Annotated in this window: 17 protein-coding genes; 13 read left to right on the top strand and 4 right to left on the bottom strand. The window is 61.0% G+C overall.

Annotated elements, in window-relative coordinates; translation table 11 throughout:
* Positions 1-3: 3 nt before the first annotated feature.
* Together FUU19_RS02520 and FUU19_RS02515 are read right to left on the bottom strand one after the other, a co-directional pair.
* Positions 4-657 carry a CoA transferase subunit B gene (locus FUU19_RS02520; protein ID WP_197767065.1) on the bottom strand — a complete coding sequence of 218 codons (654 nt, stop codon included), beginning with the start codon at positions 655-657 and terminating at the stop codon, positions 4-6.
* An 11-nt stretch (positions 658-668) separates the two neighbouring features.
* Positions 669-1,367 carry a CoA transferase subunit A gene (locus tag FUU19_RS02515; RefSeq protein WP_049212496.1) on the bottom strand — a complete coding sequence of 233 codons (699 nt, stop codon included), beginning with the start codon at positions 1,365-1,367 and terminating at the stop codon, positions 669-671.
* A gap of 168 nt (positions 1,368-1,535) precedes the next feature.
* Between FUU19_RS02515 and FUU19_RS02510 the strand changes: the two genes are divergently transcribed.
* On the top strand, positions 1,536-2,453 hold the full coding sequence (locus FUU19_RS02510; protein WP_049272489.1) for a LysR family transcriptional regulator: 918 nt from the start codon (positions 1,536-1,538) through the stop codon (positions 2,451-2,453).
* Here FUU19_RS02510 and FUU19_RS02505 read toward each other — a convergent pair.
* Complete coding sequence (locus FUU19_RS02505; RefSeq protein WP_230489552.1) at positions 2,443-2,742, bottom strand: helix-turn-helix domain-containing protein; 300 nt, start codon at positions 2,740-2,742, stop codon at positions 2,443-2,445. The two genes, FUU19_RS02510 and FUU19_RS02505, sit on opposite strands and share 11 nt — an antisense overlap.
* A gap of 288 nt (positions 2,743-3,030) precedes the next feature.
* Between FUU19_RS02505 and FUU19_RS02500 the strand changes: the two genes are divergently transcribed.
* A complete protein-coding gene (locus FUU19_RS02500) occupies positions 3,031-3,570 on the top strand; it encodes a hypothetical protein (protein ID WP_025305148.1) in 540 nt (179 codons plus the stop codon).
* Positions 3,567-3,968 carry a putative T6SS immunity periplasmic lipoprotein gene (locus tag FUU19_RS02495; protein WP_230489551.1) on the top strand — a complete coding sequence of 134 codons (402 nt, stop codon included), beginning with the start codon at positions 3,567-3,569 and terminating at the stop codon, positions 3,966-3,968. Before FUU19_RS02500 ends, FUU19_RS02495 begins: the two co-directional genes overlap by 4 nt.
* Before the next feature lie 15 nt (positions 3,969-3,983).
* On the opposite strand, the gene FUU19_RS02490 is transcribed toward FUU19_RS02495, so the two are convergent.
* Positions 3,984-4,283 (bottom strand): hypothetical protein, encoded by a 300-nt coding sequence (locus FUU19_RS02490; RefSeq protein WP_197759249.1) that lies wholly within the window; start codon positions 4,281-4,283, stop codon positions 3,984-3,986.
* Between the two features lie 245 nt (positions 4,284-4,528).
* Here FUU19_RS02490 and FUU19_RS02485 point away from each other — a divergent pair, with 245 nt between their 5' ends.
* The 10 genes from FUU19_RS02485 (at position 4,529) to FUU19_RS02440 (ending at position 16,693) form a co-directional block, all read left to right on the top strand.
* Positions 4,529-5,899: a glutamine synthetase family protein gene (locus FUU19_RS02485; RefSeq protein WP_230489550.1), complete on the top strand. Its 1,371-nt coding sequence runs from the start codon at positions 4,529-4,531 to the stop codon at positions 5,897-5,899.
* A gap of 28 nt (positions 5,900-5,927) precedes the next feature.
* On the top strand, positions 5,928-6,338 hold the full coding sequence (locus FUU19_RS02480; protein ID WP_230489549.1) for a GNAT family N-acetyltransferase: 411 nt from the start codon (positions 5,928-5,930) through the stop codon (positions 6,336-6,338).
* 13 nt (positions 6,339-6,351) lie between these two features.
* Positions 6,352-7,041, top strand: coding sequence for a trehalose-6-phosphate synthase (locus tag FUU19_RS02475; RefSeq protein WP_141957852.1), 690 nt, complete (start codon positions 6,352-6,354; stop codon positions 7,039-7,041).
* Between the two features lie 594 nt (positions 7,042-7,635).
* Entirely contained in the window at positions 7,636-9,246 is a 1,611-nt protein-coding gene (locus tag FUU19_RS02470; RefSeq protein ID WP_230489548.1) for an ABC transporter permease, read from the top strand.
* A 15-nt stretch (positions 9,247-9,261) separates the two neighbouring features.
* Positions 9,262-10,053 (top strand): ABC transporter ATP-binding protein, encoded by a 792-nt coding sequence (locus tag FUU19_RS02465; protein WP_230489547.1) that lies wholly within the window; start codon positions 9,262-9,264, stop codon positions 10,051-10,053.
* Positions 10,054-10,085: 32 nt separating this feature from the next.
* Positions 10,086-11,168 carry a porin gene (locus FUU19_RS02460; RefSeq protein WP_230489546.1) on the top strand — a complete coding sequence of 361 codons (1,083 nt, stop codon included), beginning with the start codon at positions 10,086-10,088 and terminating at the stop codon, positions 11,166-11,168.
* Between the two features lie 586 nt (positions 11,169-11,754).
* Positions 11,755-12,534: an ABC transporter ATP-binding protein gene (locus FUU19_RS02455; protein ID WP_230489545.1), complete on the top strand. Its 780-nt coding sequence runs from the start codon at positions 11,755-11,757 to the stop codon at positions 12,532-12,534.
* Positions 12,535-12,646: 112 nt separating this feature from the next.
* Positions 12,647-13,339 carry an MgtC/SapB family protein gene (locus tag FUU19_RS02450; protein ID WP_047569513.1) on the top strand — a complete coding sequence of 231 codons (693 nt, stop codon included), beginning with the start codon at positions 12,647-12,649 and terminating at the stop codon, positions 13,337-13,339.
* A gap of 27 nt (positions 13,340-13,366) precedes the next feature.
* Positions 13,367-14,251, top strand: a complete 885-nt coding sequence (locus FUU19_RS02445; RefSeq protein WP_230489544.1) for a LysR family transcriptional regulator — start codon at positions 13,367-13,369, stop codon at positions 14,249-14,251.
* Between the two features lie 261 nt (positions 14,252-14,512).
* Positions 14,513-16,693, top strand: a complete 2,181-nt coding sequence (locus tag FUU19_RS02440) for a carbon starvation CstA family protein (protein WP_048795356.1) — start codon at positions 14,513-14,515, stop codon at positions 16,691-16,693.
* Positions 16,694-16,801 lie beyond the last annotated feature (108 nt).

Genomic DNA, 16,801 nt, shown 5'->3' with positions numbered 1-16,801 from the left:
GTTTCAGAAACGCATTTCCGGCACATGCTCCGGCACGATCAGCCGGCCGGCGGTTTTGGCGACAATCTCCGCCACGCTGACGCCCGGCGCGCGTTCGCGCAGCACGAAGGCGCCGTCTTCAATTTCCAGATAGGCCAGATCGGTCAATACCTTGCGGATGCAGTTGGCGCCGGTCAGCGGCAGCGTGCAGCGCGGCAGCAGCTTGGACTCGCCGCCCTTCGAGGCGTGGGTCATCACCACGATGATGTTCTCCGCCCCCGCCACCAAATCCATCGCGCCGCCCATGCCCTTGACCATCTTGCCGGGGATCATCCACGAGGCGATGTTGCCCCCGACGTCCACTTCAAACGCCCCCAGTACGGTCAGATCGACGTGGCCGCCGCGGATCATGGCGAACGACTGCGCCGAATCGAAGATCGACGCGCCGAGGCGCGCGGTGACCGTCTGCTTGCCGGCGTTGATCATGTCGGCGTCCAGCTGCTGCTCGGTCGGGAACTCGCCCATCCCCAGCAGGCCGTTTTCCGACTGCAGCATCACGTCCATGCCCGCCGGCACGTAGTTGGCCACCAGCGTCGGGATGCCGATGCCCAGGTTGACGTAGTAACCGTCCCTCAGCTCTTGCGCCACGCGCTGCGCCATTTGTTCACGGGTAAGCATGCGAATTCTCCTTATGCCCGCAGGGTGCGTTGTTCGATACGCTTTTCGAAGGTGCCCTGAATCAACCGATCGACATAGATGCCGGGGGTATGGATCGCCGCCGGATCCAGCTCGCCCGGCGCGACGATCTCTTCCACTTCCACCACCGTGATGCGCCCGGCGGTCGCCATCAGCGGATTGAAGTTCTGTGCGGTGTGGCGGTAGATGACGTTGCCGAAGTGATCGGCCTTCCAGCCCTTAACGATGGCGAAATCGCCGGTGATGGCGGTTTCCATGATGTAAGGGCGGCCGTTGAACTCGCGCACCTCTTTGCCTTCGGCGATCGGCGTGCCGTAACCGGTGGCGGTGAAGAACGCCGGGATACCGGCGCCGCCGGCGCGGATCTTCTCCGCCAGCGTGCCCTGTGGGGTGAGATCCACCTCCAGTTCGCCGCTGAGCGCCTGCTGCTCGAACAGCGCGTTTTCGCCGACGTAAGATCCCACCACCTTGCGGATCTGCTGGGTTTCCAGCAGCCGCCCGAGACCGAACCCGTCGACGCCGCAGTTGTTGGAGACCACCGTCAACCCGCGCACGCCGCGCCGGCGGATCTCTTCGATCAGATTTTCCGGGATACCGCACAGGCCAAAGCCGCCCGCCAGCACCGTCATGTTGTCCGTCAGGCCTGCCAGCGCTTCCTGGTAGCTGCCGACGCGTTTGTCGAGCCCTGCCATATCGTTGCCCCTGCATGTTGCGGCGCAGGGCGAAATGCCCTGGCTTGCGTGAGGGCATCTTCAGGTCACAAAAATGATTTGTTAATTTTGTTTTTATGCCGCATTCATTTAGAATTTTTATTAATCAGTCGTTAACCGACAATTAACAAAGAGTTAACGAAAGCCAAAATGAAAATGAGCATCAAACAGTTACGCGCGTTTTTAGCGGTAGCTCACACTCTGAATTTCGCCCAGGCCAGCGAGCGGCTGAATATTTCTCAGCCGGCGCTCAGCCTGGCGATCCGTGGGCTGGAGGACGCGCTGGGCGGGCCGCTGCTGTTGCGCACCACCCGCCGAGTGACGCTGACGCCGGAGGGGGAAACCTTCTTCCCGATGGCGCGCCAGCTGCTGGCGGATTGGGACAACGCGGAAGAGGCGATGCGCCAGCGCTTCACCCTGCAGATGGGCAAGGTGGCGATCGCCGCCATGCCGTCGTTCGCCGGCAACCCGCTGCCGCCGATCCTCAAGGCGTTTCGCGATCGTTACGCCGGCATCAACGTGGCGGTGCACGACGTCATCAACGAGCAGGTGTTTGAAATGATCCGCGAAGGGCGGGTGGAGATGGGCATCGCCTTCGAGCCGGAGCCGAGCGACACCCTGCACTTCACCCCGCTGTGCCGCGATCGCTTTCTGGCGGTGGTACCGAAGGATTCGGCGCTGGCGCGCAAGGCGCAGGTAAGCTGGAAGGAGCTGCTGACGCTGGATTTCATCACCCTGCAGCGGCCATCGGCGGTGCGGCTGCTGCTGGAGCAGGAGCTGGCCCGCAGCGGGCGAACGCTGGAGGTGGCGTTTGAAAGCCACCAGCTGGTGACGGTCGGGCGCATGGTGGCCAACGGCCTCGGCGCCAGCGCGGTGCCGGCGTTGTGCGAGAAACAGATGGATGAGCTGGGGGCGGTCTGCGTGCCGCTGATCGGCCCGATTATCGAACGGCGCGTGGGCCTGATCCGCCTGGCGCAGCACCAACTCTCTTCCGCCGCGCAGGCGCTGGCGACGGTGATCGAACGGGAAATGGCGGGGAGTGGCGGGCAGCCTGCGCTTAAACCGTAAATCCGACGTGCTTGCCGTTCGGCAGTTCAACGTCCAGGCGCAGCGTGCCGCCCATCGCTTCCACGTAGCGTTTCAGGGTCGAAATCTTCAGCTCATTGCCGCGCCCTTCGATGGCCGCGACCGAAGGCTGGGAAATACCCAGCGTTTTCGCCAATTCCTGTTGGGAAATATTCAGCGCTTCCCGCAGTTGATGCAGGTGCGCTTCAAACAGCATCTCTTCGGCCATTTCCTCGATGCACCGGCGGCTCTCCGCGGTGCGGGAGGCCAGCAGTTGCTTTAAGGTACTCATGGGTTACTCCTTGAAATAACACATCAAATATTGGGTGAACTGCGCATCCGCGATGGGCAGAGAAGAAAACATGCGGATTTGGCGAGGTAATGAAGCACGCAACCCGATTTTTTATTTATGAATTAATATAAAAATAATAAATCATTCTCCATATCAATCAATTAATTACACCAAGCACGCCTTTGCCTTTCCGTCTTGTGAGCGAACGCAAAAGATTGTGACAAAGTGGGTTAATCATGTCTGAACTTTCGCTATGGTGTTTTTTTCATGTTTTAACGGATTAAAACCATGGCCACAACTCAAGGAAACGCCAGAAAACTTACGGCCGGTGAAATCACATTGGCTAGACTGCTCTACAAAAATGCTGTCGATTACTCCCGCGTTCGCGTCCATAACGGCAGCTATTTCCCCTTCGGCTTACAGCATGAAGATACGGCCGTAACACCAAATGGCACGCTCTATTTTATGCCCAAACACTTTCAAGAAGACTTTGCCACGGCAAACGCCTACGATCAGCATTGGTTTATCCATGAAATGGCGCATGTCTGGCAATATCAATTAGGCATGAACGTACGCCTGCGCGGGTTGGCTAGTTGGGCGGTTTCCTATCAGTATTCCTTGCCCAATTATCATCTTCTATCCGATTATGGAATGGAGGCACAGGCAAGTATCATTGCTGACTATTTCTACCTAACTAAATTCGGACGCAATGGCTTTCAAGTAATCACCAACTACAGCGGCATTATTGGGCCAGACATCAAAAAACGCTATGAATGGGTATTGCGAGCTTTCCTGAACAATCCAAAGAACCGGAACACCTTGTCATGATAAGACTTTATCTCTCGTTACTGTGCGCACTGCTACTGAACGGCTGTCAATCCACTCAACCCTGGTACCATCCGTTGGATGTCTCGCTAAAAGACAACCAACCTTGCTTTGCAGTGCCTATCAACAGTGTTCGCAGCGGCGACAGCCTGCAAAACCGGGGAGTGCTCGTCTCACGACAGGAACAACGGCGATGGCATATCGTCTGGACCTCACCAGAAATCACTCCGTTGCCTGACCTGAAACCAGGACAATGCGTCACTTATCCGCAGGTAAACTGGGCTGCGGGAGAATACTCGGTCTTGCTCGGCGTCTCGATGAATAACGATACGGAAAGGCGTAAATACATGAAAGAATTCAACTTAAGAATTAATCCCAAGGGAGAAATACAGCTACAGTAAGGAGACTGGGATTATTTATTCCCCCTCCACAGCCTGCACCGCCGCCTTCTGCGTGGCACGCTGATATAAGCACAGCTCCCTGCCCGGCTGGTTTTTCATAAACGGCTGCGGGTAGCGCCCGCCGATAAACAGCGCCGAATAGCCGACGTCGTCACCGTAGTGAACGATCGCCCCTTCCACCCTGGCGTTTTTTAGCCCGCTGGCTTTCAGGCAGGCGGCGCGCATCGCCCGTTCGCTCTCGGCCCACGCCTGCGGGGAAGACGCGGTGGCGTTGAACGCGGCCAGCGCGGCGATAAGCAGCCCTATTCTCTTCATCATTGCCTCCCCTTCAACGGCCCATCTCGCCAGTATAGACCGTGCCGGCGCGGCCAACCCGCCAACGCCGCCGCGCTCTTTACGGCATTTTTATTCCGCGCCCCGTTAACGTTACGGCGTTTTTACAGACAGTTTTTGCCGCCGCAGATACCCTTTTCACATCGCCACTATGGCCTCACAAGAGAGTTGTCCCATGCGTTTATCCCTGCCTCTGGCCGTGACCGGTCGCCGTTCTGGAGCGAGCCATGCATGCTAATATCATCGGCTTCAATCCGCTGTTGGCGGAGCTGCCCGCTTCGCCAACGCGCGCCTTCCACAAAGAGCTGGAACACTACCTGCAGCGCTATCCGCAGACCGAACAGCTGGATATTTATCTGCACGATCTGAACGGCCAGCTGCGCGGCAAGCGGCTGCCGATCGCCGAAGCCTTTGGGCTGGAAAAAGGCTGCTACTTCCCGCTGTCGATCTACGCCCTGGATCTGCACGGCCGGGTGATTGAAGAAAGCGGGCTGGGGCAACGGGCGGGCGAGCCGGACCGCTTGTGCCTGCCGGTGCCCGGCACGCTGCGCCCCTGTGCGCGCGATCCCGAACGCCACGCCCAGCTGCTGCTGACGATGCAAAACGCCGACGGCGGCGCCTGTGAGCTGGAGCCGCGCGTGGTGTTGCAACGGGTGCTGAAGCGCCTGCACGAACGCAACTGCTTCCCGGTGGTGGCGGCCGAACTGGAGTTCTACCTGCAGGATCCGCAGCATCCCGCCGAGGCGGAAACCTGCCCAACGCAGAGCTTCGCGGTGGATGCGCCCGAGCGCCACCATGCGCTGCTGAGCGACATCGAACGGCACGCGCGGCTGCAGAGCCTGCCGTTGACCGGCGTGGTGGCCGAAGCCGCCTCCGGCCAGTACGAGCTGAATCTGCATCACAGCCGGCGCGTGCTGGAAGCCTGCGACCAGATCATGGCGCTAAAACGCCTGACGCGGCAGATTGCCGAGCAACATCTCCAGCACGCCTGCTTTATGGCCAAGCCCTGCGCCCACGCCGCCGGCAGCGGGCTGCATTTCCACATCAGCCTGCAGGACGAGCACGGCGAGAACCTGCTGACCGGCGCGCCGGGCGAACTGAGCGACAACATGCAGCAGGCGATGGCCGGCATGCTGGCGCTGATGCCGGCGTCGATGGCGATCCTGGCGCCCAACATCAACGCGTTTCGCCGCTTCCGCCCCGGAATGCACGTGCCGCTGCGCGCCTCCTGGGGCCACAACAACCGCACGGTGGCGCTGCGCCTGCCCTGCGCCGACAGCGCCAACCAGCGCATCGAATACCGCCTGGCCGGCGCCGACGCCAACCCCTATCTGGCGCTGGCGGTGATGCTCGGCGGCCTGCTGCACGGGCTGGAAAACCCGCTGCCGCTGCCGCCCGCCGCCAACGGCTGCGAGAGCGATAACGCCGCGCCCTTGCCACTCGGCCAGCAGGAAGCGCTGGCACTGTTCCGCCACAGCGATCCGCTGCGCGAGCTGCTCGGCCCGGCGTTCTGCACCCTGTGGCACACCTGCAAAAGCGCCGAACTGCGCCGCTTCGAGGAACAGGTCACCGCCGCCGAACTCGGCTGGATGCTGTAACCCCCGGTTCATTAACCTAAGGATAATCATGAATATGCAACCGCAACGGGCGCCCGTGCAGCCGCTGCTTTGCTGGCGCAAAGGCGTTTTTCATATCAGCACCGATCGGCAGTTGTTGGATATCGAGGCGATCCAGCGTTTCCTCTGCCTGCCGGATCGGGCGGCGGCCGAGCGCCTGGTGCACCACGGCCTGTGCTTCGGGCTGTACCGCAAGCGCCACCTGCTCGGTTTCGCCCGCATGGTGACCGATTACGCCACCTTCGCGTCGGTGAGCGAACTGTTCGTCAGTGCCGAATACCGCGGCGTCGGGCTGGGAAGCTGGCTGACGCGCTGCTGCCTGGCGCATCCGGCCTTGCGCGGCCTGCGCGTCACGCTGCCCGCGCTGCAGGCGCCCTGGCGCGCCGACGGTGCGGCGCACGCCCTGCGCGCCCTTCACTGATAAGGAGACCCCCATGTCTCGTTTGGTGCTGATTTCCAACAAGCAGTGCGACGGTAAGGACCTGGCCTGCGCCGGCCAGACGCTGGCGGCCGACGCCGAACCGGGGCTGTGGCTCGGCTGGAACGGCGACGTGCAGAATTTCGCGCAGCGCCCGATCAGTTGCCGCCAACGCGCCGGTTACGATCAGGTGACCTTTCCGCTGTCGATCGAGGAGTTTCGCCGTCACTATCAGGGCTATTACCACGACGGCCTATGGCCGGTGTTCCACAACCAGCCGGAGAAGGCGCACTTCACGCCGGAAAACTACCGCGCCTACCGGCAGTTGAACCTCCGTTTTGCCGATATCGCCTGCGAGCACCTGTGCCCCGGCGACATCGTCTGCATCGACGACTATCAGCTGCTGCCCTGCGCCCAGGCGCTGAAGGAGCAAGGACTGCTGAACGCCTGCGCGTTCTTCTTCCACCTGCCGTTCCCGTCGGCGGCGCTGCTGCGGCGCATCCCGGAACATCGCCAGCTGATCGCGTCGCTGCTGTTCTACGATCTGATCGGCTTTACCACCACCGACGATCGCAACGCCTTTCTCAGCTGCCTGGCGGCCGAGTTCCCGCTGGAGATGCTGCCCGACGACCAGATCCAGGCCAACGGGCATCTGTTCGCCACCGGCATTTTCCCCGCCGGCATCAACGGCAGGCAGGTTTATTGATTTACGGCGGCGCGCCCCCTTCAGGCGCGCCGTTTTATTTCGCCGCGATTTATTTTTACCGTTTTTATTGCCATCACCATGCGTTATTTCATTTTATGAATATAGCGATTAAAAAATGAATATTCATCCTGTTACATATCAACCGTAAAAACCCTACGCCGCCAATTGCTTTTTATTAGCGAAACACATTACCCTCTCCCTGCCATATTTAAACCGAGGAGGGCCCCATGGGCGATGAAAGTTTTAGTTTTACGCTAATGCTATTGGGCGTCTTTCAGTAATGCCATCCGCGTTGCATTCTGAAAGACACAGAATGCGGCATCCGCTCCCCTTCTGACGGTTTTCCCGCTCTGCCTGCCCGCCCATCGCTCCGCTGCGAAAACAACGTCTGTCTCAACCGCTACAGCGGTATTTATCTGGTGTCGCCGGGCATATTCCCCGAGCGGCGACGGATTTCTTATGGGAAAAATAAGGTATTGCGTTATGCAAAATAACCGGGGTACATCTGTTTTCAAAAAGTCTTATTTAAATGACTTTATCGTTATCGCCATCGGTGTTTTTTTCATTGCCTTTTTTATTCGTGCCTGGGGTGACATGCACGCTGACTTCAATGAACAAAACGTCTCTGCCATTAATCTCGATGCCTGGAACCTGCTTTATTATTCGCTCAGAACCAGCATGCGCTTTCTCCTCGGCATGGCCTGGTCGCTGCTGTTTTCTGTGGTATTCGCCGTGCTGGCCGCGCGCTATGCGCCGCTGCGCCGGGTGATCCTGCCCTTCGTCAACTTTATGGAGTCGGTGCCGCTGGTGGGGTTCCTGACCTTCACGACCGTGTATTTTCTCAACCTCTACCCGCACAGCGTGATGGGGCTGGAGTGCACCGCCATCTTCGCGGTGTTTACCGGCCAGGCCTGGAACATGATGCTGACGCTGTATCAGACGCTGCGCATCGTGCCCAAGGAGCTGGACGAAGCCGCCCGCAGCTTCAATTACAACCCGTGGCAACGCTTCTGGCGGCTGGAGTTCATCTATTCGGTGCCGGGCCTGCTGTGGAACGCCATGGTGTCGCAATCCGCCGCCTGGTTCGCCCTGGTGGCCTCCGAGGCCATTCCGGTCGGCGATCGCTCGGTCGAACTGCCCGGCGTCGGCTCCTATATCGCCGAAGCGCTGGCGCAGCAGAACGTGCCGGCGATCCTGTATGCGATCGTCGCGCTGGCCGCCAACATCGTGCTGCTCGATCAGCTGGTTTTCCGCCCGCTGGTGCGCTACACCGCGCGCTTCAAATATGAGGACGTCACCGCCAATCGCCCGCTCGGCAATCCGTGGTTCTACAACAGCCTGGCCTTCTCGCACGTCGGCGCGGCGCTCGGCCGCACGCTGCGCGCGCTGGCTGACCTGTGGCTGTTCAAGCTGCCGCGGCTGTGGTACGCCCTCGGCCTGCACCGCCTGTTCAAGCTCGCCGCCAAGGGGAACTGGCTGTGGCGCAGCCTGTGGTATCTCGGCGTGGTGCTGGCCTGCGTCTGGTTCGGTTACCGGCTGTGGGAATACTTCCCCAAACAGTACTTCGCCATGCTGCCGGAATGGATGCTGCTCACCACCGCGCGCGTGGCCGCGGCCATGCTGCTCAGCGTGGCGATCTTCACGCCGCTGGGGGTGTGGATCGGCATGAATCCGCGGCTGGTGAAGATCTTCCAGCCGATCATCCAGATCCTGGCGGCCATTCCGCCCAACATTTTCTACCCGCTGATCGCCGCCTTCATCGCCATTTATCATCAGGATCTCGGCTGGTGGGCCATCCCGATGATCATGCTGGGCACCCAGTGGTACGTGTTGTTCAACGTGATCGCCGGCGTTTCCGCCATTCCAACACAGATCACCGAAGTCAGCGAAACCTTCGGCCTGCGCCGCTTCCGCTGGTGGCGCTACTACATGCTGCCGGCAATTTTCCCCTACATCGTGACGGGCATCATCTCCGCCGCCGGCGGCGCCTGGAACAGCGCCATCGCCGCCGAGGTGATCCAGTGGGGCAGTACCACCCTCAGCGCCACCGGGCTGGGCGCGTTCATTTCCGTCGTCACCGACGCCGGCAAGAACCCGGAGTCTGCGCTGGGCTGCGCCGCCATGTGCGCGCTGGTGGCGCTGTGCATCATCTTCGTCTGGCAACCGCTGTATCGCATCGCGGAAACCAAATTCAAATATGACTGATCAAGGGGGAGCCACATGGTGACTCAAGAGGTAATTATCAGCGCCCGCCGGCTGAGCAAGACGTTTATCGGCGAAAATAAACGCCCCAAACCCGTGCTGCGCGACGTATCGCTGACCGTGCACGCCGGCGAGTTCGTCACCATTCTGGGGCAATCCGGTTCGGGCAAGTCCACGCTGCTGCGCATGCTGGCCGGGCTGATCCCACCGGACAACGGCACGCTCACCCTGGCGGGCAAACCGATCAATGGCCCGAGCGCTAACGTCGGCATGGTGTTTCAGTCCTACGCGCTCTATCCCTGGCTAACGGTGTACGACAACATCGCCTTCGGGCTGCTGGCGCAACGGCTGCCGCCGCAGACGATCGCCGAGCGGCTGGGGGCGCTGCTGCGCCTGGTGGGCCTGACCGGCTATGAGCACGCCTGGCCGCGCGAGCTCTCGGGTGGCATGCGCCAGCGCGTGGGCTTCGCCCGGGCGTTGGCGGTAGAGCCCGACCTCTTGCTGCTGGACGAACCCTTCTCCGCCCTCGATATCTTTACCGCGCAAAAACTGCGGGGCGACCTACTGGCGCTGTGGGGAGACAACCGGCTGCGCACGCGCGCCATGGTGATGGTGACGCACGACGTCGAAGAAGCGGTGCTGATGTCCGATCGGGTGCTGATCCTGGACGCGGCCAGCAAACGGATCGACGACGAATTCAGCGTCAATATCCCGCGTGCGGCGCGCAACCGGGACAGCCTGCGGCACCTCACCGATCGGATCCGCAGCTGCCTGTACAAAAAAATCGCGCAAGCGCAATCGGCCGGTTAACGGCCCTGTTTTCATCCACTTGGGGAACTGAAATGAACCATAAAAGCGTGCTGATGACGCTGATCATCCTGCTGCCGGCCGCCGCCACCGGGGCAGAAATCGTCAATAAAGACGGCAATAAACTGGATCTGTACGGCCAGTTGAACGGCGTGCATTACTTCAGCAGCGACGCCGACAATAACGGCGACCGCTCCTATACCCGCTTCGGTTTCAAAGGCGAGACGCAGATCGGCGACGCGCTGACAGGGTATGGCCAATGGGAATATCAGGCAGGGCTCGATCAGCCGGAAAGCGCCGGGCCGGGCGACAGCTATACCCGCCTGGGCTTCGCCGGATTGACGTTCGGCCCCTGGGGCAGCCTGGATTACGGCCGCAACTATGGCCTGCTGTATGACGTGGCCGGCTGGACGGACGTGCTGCCTGAATTCGGCAACGACAGCTACGAAGCGGCCGACAACTTTATGACCGGCCGCGCCAACGGCCTGCTGACCTACCACAACCGCAGCCTGGGCGGCCTGGTCGACGGCCTGGATCTCGGCCTGCAATATCAGGGGAAGAATCGGGGGGACGACGCTCAACGGGCGAAGGATATCCAGACGCAAAACGGCGATGGCTACGCCTTTTCCGCCACCTACGACACCGGCGTGGGGCTCAACGTGGGCGGCGCCTACGCCAACTCTGCGCGCACGCTGGCACAACAGCGCTTCGGCCTGGCTGACGGCGATCGCGCCCGGGCCTGGACGCTGGGGCTGAAATACGACCAGGACAACCTCTACCTGGCGGCAAGCTACGCGCGCACCGAAAACATGACCTACGTCGACGGCGATCGCTACGCCGGCTTCGCCCCTCGCGCAGACGCCGTCGAGGCGGTCGCGCAGTATCACTTCGATTCCGGCGTCACGCCCTCGCTGGCCTACCTGCAAACGCGCGGCCGCAACCTGCCCGGCATTGGCGACGCCGATCTGGTCAAATACCTGGATCTGGCGCTGAATTACAGCTTCAACGCCAACATGTCGACCTACGTGGAGTACAAACTCAACCTGCTGCAACGGCAGAACGCCGTCGGTGCCGGCGCCGACGACATCGTCGAAACCGGCATCATGTATCAGTTCTGATCCTCATCCCGGCCGGAGGGCGCTCTCCGGCCGGTTCATGATTCGACTTTCCGCCCGCCCCTTATTCTCTCGTTTAATTCAGGTTTATATTTCCATAAAATGACGCCTATATTCATTATCGCGCTTTCTGTTTACGCCCCGTTTAATGAATAAAGAAAATCTTTCCCGCATTCATATTAAATTACATTTTGCCGCCATAATTCGGTGCAACCACATTGAACAATAGGCTATGGCACGCGTATTATGGCCACACGAAAAATAACGGGAGAATGATATGGACGGCGACAGTTGGTTGTTTATTTTATTGTTGGAATCGCTGAGGTCACAGGAGCAATAGTCATCCCATTGCATCCTGAAAGTGTCAGGATATGAGTCAGTTACAGCATCCCTTCGCTTTACCCTTCAGCCTCTGGCCTGCGCGCACGCCGCACCGGCACGCCCGATGGGCTACCCCCTCCAGCATAAGCGTATTAACAGTCCGATAACGGTCAGGCTTATTTGCACCCGCATTTATTTCACGCCTGCCCGGCGATAAATATCGGCCCTTTTTTCCATGCTCATATTTTAAATTGGGTGGAGACGGATCATGATGGTAAAAAAAACCACGCTGCTGACGGTCAATAACGTCAGCAAAAGCGTTCAGCCTACCGGTAAAGAAAAACGTCTGGTGCTGAATGAAATCAATTTGCGCCTTTACGACAACGAGGTCGTCAGCATTTTGGGGCAGTCCGGCTCGGGTAAATCCACCCTGCTGCGCATGCTTTCCGGCCTGATCGCGCCGGATCTGGGCACCGTGATGCTGGGGGATAAAAAAGTTTCGGGGCCGAATCCGCAGATCAACATGGTATTCCAGACCTTCGCCATTTTCCCATGGCTGAACGTCTACCAAAATATCGCCTTTGGGCTGCAGGCGCAGGATCTGCCGCCGCAGGTGGTCGAAACCCAGACGCTGAAAATGCTCGAACTGGTCGGGCTCACGCCCTACCGCGACGCCTACCCGCGCGAGCTTTCCGGCGGCATGCGCCAGCGGGTCGGCTTCGCGCGCGCGCTGGCGGTAGAACCGATGCTGCTGTTGCTGGACGAGCCGTTTTCCGCGCTGGACGTCTATACCGGCGAACACCTGCGCAGCGATCTGCTGCGTATCTGGAGCACGCGCCAGATCAAAACCCGCTCCATCGTGCTGGTCACCCACAGCGTAGAGGAGGCGGTGATGATGTCTGACCGCATCCTCCTGCTGGGCGCCGGCACCCTCGACGGCTGCTATCACATCACGCAGCGCCGCGAGGCGCGCACCCGCGAGGGGATGCAGCCGCTGACGGACAAAATCAGCGAGACGCTCAGCCGGCAGATCGCCGCCGCGCACTGAGCGCCGCCCTGGCCTGGCGGGACGGAACCCCGCCAACTTAACTACCTGTTTATCAAGAGTTACCCCGCCACGGGTGGCTCATGATAAGCGGATAATACATCGAGTTATTATCATGCATTTCATTCATACACTGCTGACGCTGCTGACCGCGTCCGTCCTGGGCGCAGCCATCGGCTACGAAAGACAGTTCCGCCAGCGCACCGCCGGGCTGCGCACCAACACGCTGGTGGCCACCAGCGCGGCGATCTTCGTCCATCTGGCCATGACCATCGACGGCAGCGGCGGCGCGGTGCGCGTCATCTCCTACGTGGTCTCCGGCGTCGGCTTTCTCGGCGCCGGGGCCATCATGAAAGAAGGGATGAACATCCGCGGCCTGAACACCGCCGCCACGCTCTGGGGCTCCGCGGCGGTCGGCGCCTGCGCCGGCTGCGGCCTGTACGGCGATGCGCTGGCCGCCACGCTGTTCGTGCTCGCCGCCAATACCCTGTTGCGCCCGCTGGTCAATATGGTCAACAAACAGCCCTTCAATGACCTTAACGGCGAGTCTACCTACCAGATTTGCGTCATTGCCTTCGAGCATGAACAGCGTGAAGCGCTGGCCAAATTCAAACAGGTGCTGCAAGGGGAAAACTGCTTTATCTCGCATCTGGATATCGAACCCTTTGGCGACGACGACGTGGAGATCACCGCCACCTTGATGCCGGCTTCCGTCACCACGCCGGTGCTCGACCAGACCATCAATAAATTGCTGAACGACAGCATGATGAAACAGGCCTATTACAGCCGCATCGCCGGCTCCGGCTAATGCCGTTCACTTCCAGGGAGATCAACCATGAAAACCATGCCAAAGCTGGCGCATCTGACGATGTTCAAAGACATTGTCCACTGTGGAAGCTTGCACGAGGCCGCGAAAAAGCTGGCCATCTCGCAGCCGACGCTCAGCCGGGTGCTGAAAGAGCTGGAAATGACCATCGGCGCGCGGCTGCTGGAGCGCAGCAACCGCGGCGTACGCCTGACGGCGGTCGGCGAGCTGTTTTACCGGCGGATAGACGCCGCCACCAATCAGTTGCTCAACGCGTTTGACGAGCTGCGCGGCCTGAGTGCCGACGGCGAGAAGCGCCTGCGGGTGGGGATGAGCGTCGATCCGCTGCTGTGCTACCTGCCTCAGGTGCTCGAAGGCTTCAACCGCCGCTACCCGCATACCCGGGTGACGGTGGTGGAGGACGGCCCGGAAGGCCTGCTGGCCCGGCTGCGAAACTGCGAGCTGGATTTGGCGGTCAGCAGCCTGAACGGCGCGGCGGGCGGCGCCGATCTGGCGATGCAGTCGCTGAAGAGCGAGCGCTTCTCGCTCTATCAGGGAGGCGACCTTAGCGCGGCCGGGCAGCCGCCGGCCGAGGCCAAATGGGTGGTGCCGCGTTCCTGCTCGGTGGGGCATGCCGCCATCCGCGAGATCGCCGAACGCTATACGCAGCACGGCCAGATCGTCGAGACCGACTCCTTTCTGGCGACCTGGTGCCTGGTCAGGCAGCAGGGCTATATCGCGCTGCTGAGCGATCGGGTGGTCGCGCACTACGCCCCGCAGCTGCACCTGCAGAAAATCCCGACGCACGAGATCGACATCAGCGCGCGCTTTTACGTCTTTACCCGCCATGAACCGGCCACGCAGCCGCTCAGCGCCGCGTTTATCCACCTGCTGCAGGCCATGCAGACGGTTTGAGGAGACAGGCCGCCGCCCGCCGGCGGCCGACTCTCTGGCTCAGGCCGCCAACCGCTCACCCCGCCAATCCAACCGTTCACCCGGCGGATCTGACCGCTGAGCGAAATACGCCTGTCTTCCCCCCTTACCCCCGGCGATGATGAGCTGTTCCTAAACCCGCCTTACCTCGGGAAAGACGCTACGGCTCACCGCGCCACTCTGACATCTCTTACAAGCGGATGAGTTCATTCATATTTTGCAGACTGGAATTAAGGATACCTCATGAAACGAGAGGGGATTTTAAAGCACATTCCGTGGATGCTGCTGGGGATACTCGGCGCAGCCTGCCTCGGCGTGGTGGCGCTGCGCCGCGGCGAACACATCAGCGCGCTGTGGATCGTCGTCGCTTCGGTGGCGGTGTATCTGGTGGCCTACCGCTACTACAGCCTGTACATCGCCACCAAGGTGATGAAGCTGGATGCCGGCCGCGCCACCCCGGCGGTGGTCAACAACGACGGCCTGAACTACGTGCCGACCAACAAGAACGTGCTGTTCGGCCACCACTTCGCCGCCATCGCCGGCGCCGGGCCGCTGGTGGGGCCGGTGCTGGCCGCGCAGGTCGGCTACCTGCCCGGCACGCTGTGGTTGCTGGGCGGCGTGGTGCTGGCGGGGGCGGTGCAGGACTTTATGGTGCTGTTCATCTCCTCGCGCCGCAACGGCGCCTCGCTCGGTGAGATCATCAAAAAAGAGATGGGGCCGATACCGGGCACCATCGCGCTGTTCGGTTGCTTCCTGATCATGATCATCATCCTGGCGGTGCTGGCGCTGATCGTGGTGAAAGCGCTAGCGGAAAGCCCGTGGGGCGTGTTCACCGTCTGCTCCACCGTGCCAATCGCACTGTTTATGGGCATCTACATGCGCTACCTGCGCCCCGGCCGCGTGGGTGAAGTGTCAATCATCGGCATCGTGCTACTGGTGGCCGCCATCTGGTTCGGCGGCGTGGTGGCGCACGACCCGTACTGGGGCCCGGCGCTGACCTTTAAAGACACCACCATCACCTTCACGCTGATCGGCTACGCCTTTGTCTCCGCCCTGCTGCCGGTGTGGCTGATCCTGGCGCCGCGCGACTACCTGGCCACCTTCCTGAAAATCGGCGTGATCGTCGGGCTGGCGATCGGCATCGTGATCCTCAACCCTGAGCTGAAAATGCCGGCGGTCACCCAGTTCGTCGACGGCACCGGCCCGGTGTGGAAAGGCACCCTGTTCCCGTTCCTGTTCATCACCATCGCCTGCGGCGCGGTCTCCGGCTTCCATGCGCTGATCGCTTCCGGCACCACGCCGAAGCTGCTGGCCAATGAGACCGATGCGCGCTTCATCGGCTACGGCGCGATGCTGATGGAGTCCTTCGTCGCCATCATGGCGCTGGTGGCGGCGTCCATCATCGAGCCGGGCCTGTACTTCGCCATGAACACCCCGCCGGCGGCGCTGGGCATCACCATGCCGGACCTGCATCGCCTGGGCACCGAAGACGCGCCGATGATCATGGCTTCGCTGAAGGACGTGACCGTGCACGCGGCGGCGGCGGTCAGCTCCTGGGGCTTCGTCATCAGCCCGGAACAGATCCTGCAGACCGCCACCGACATCGGCGAACCTTCGGTGCTGAACCGCGCCGGCGGCGCGCCAACGCTGGCGGTGGGCATCGCCCACGTGTTCCACCAGATCATTCCGGGCGCCAACATGGGCTTCTGGTATCACTTCGGCATTCTGTTCGAGGCGCTGTTCATCCTGACCGCGCTGGACGCCGGCACCCGCTCCGGCCGCTTTATGCTGCAGGACCTGCTGGGCAACTTCGTGCCGTTTCTGAAGAAAACCGACTCGCTGGTGGCCGGCATCGTCGGTACCGCCGGCTGCGTCGGGCTGTGGGGCTACCTGCTGTATCAGGGCGTGGTGGATCCGCTCGGCGGCGTGAAGAGCCTGTGGCCGCTGTTCGGCATCTCCAACCAGATGCTGGCCGCCGTGGCGCTGGTGCTGGGCACCGTGGTGCTGATTAAGATGAAACGCGCCCAATACATCTGGGTGACCGTGCTGCCGGCGGTGTGGCTGCTGATCTGCACCACCTACGCGCTGGGCCTGAAGCTGTTCAGCGACAACCCGCAGCTGGAAGGCTTCTTCTTCCTGGCCGGCGAGTACAAGCGCAAGATCGCCGAAGGCGGCGCCGAGCTGAGCGCCCAGCAGATCGCCAACATGAACCACATCGTGGTGAACAACTACACCAACGCCGGGCTGAGCATTCTGTTCCTGCTGGTGGTGTACAGCATCATCTTCTACGGGGTGAAAACCGCGATGGCGGCGCACAAAAACCCGAAACGCACCGACCAGGAAACGCCTTACGTGCCGGTGCCGCAGGCCGCGCCCGCAGACGGCGTAACTGAGGGGGAGGTCAAAGTTTCGACCCAGCATTGATGTGATTTAACGGATACCCTGCATAATAAAATCAGTTATGCAGTACCGACATGAAAGCTAACCGGTACCCAAAGGATTTCGGGCCGCAGCAAGGCGGCAAGTGAGCGA

The sequence above is a fragment of the Serratia montpellierensis genome, assembly GCF_020858655.1.
Lineage (GTDB): Bacteria > Pseudomonadota > Gammaproteobacteria > Enterobacterales > Enterobacteriaceae > Serratia > Serratia montpellierensis.
The sequence above is the reverse complement of the archived record's forward strand: the minus strand, read 5'-3'. Positions and strand labels throughout refer to the sequence as shown.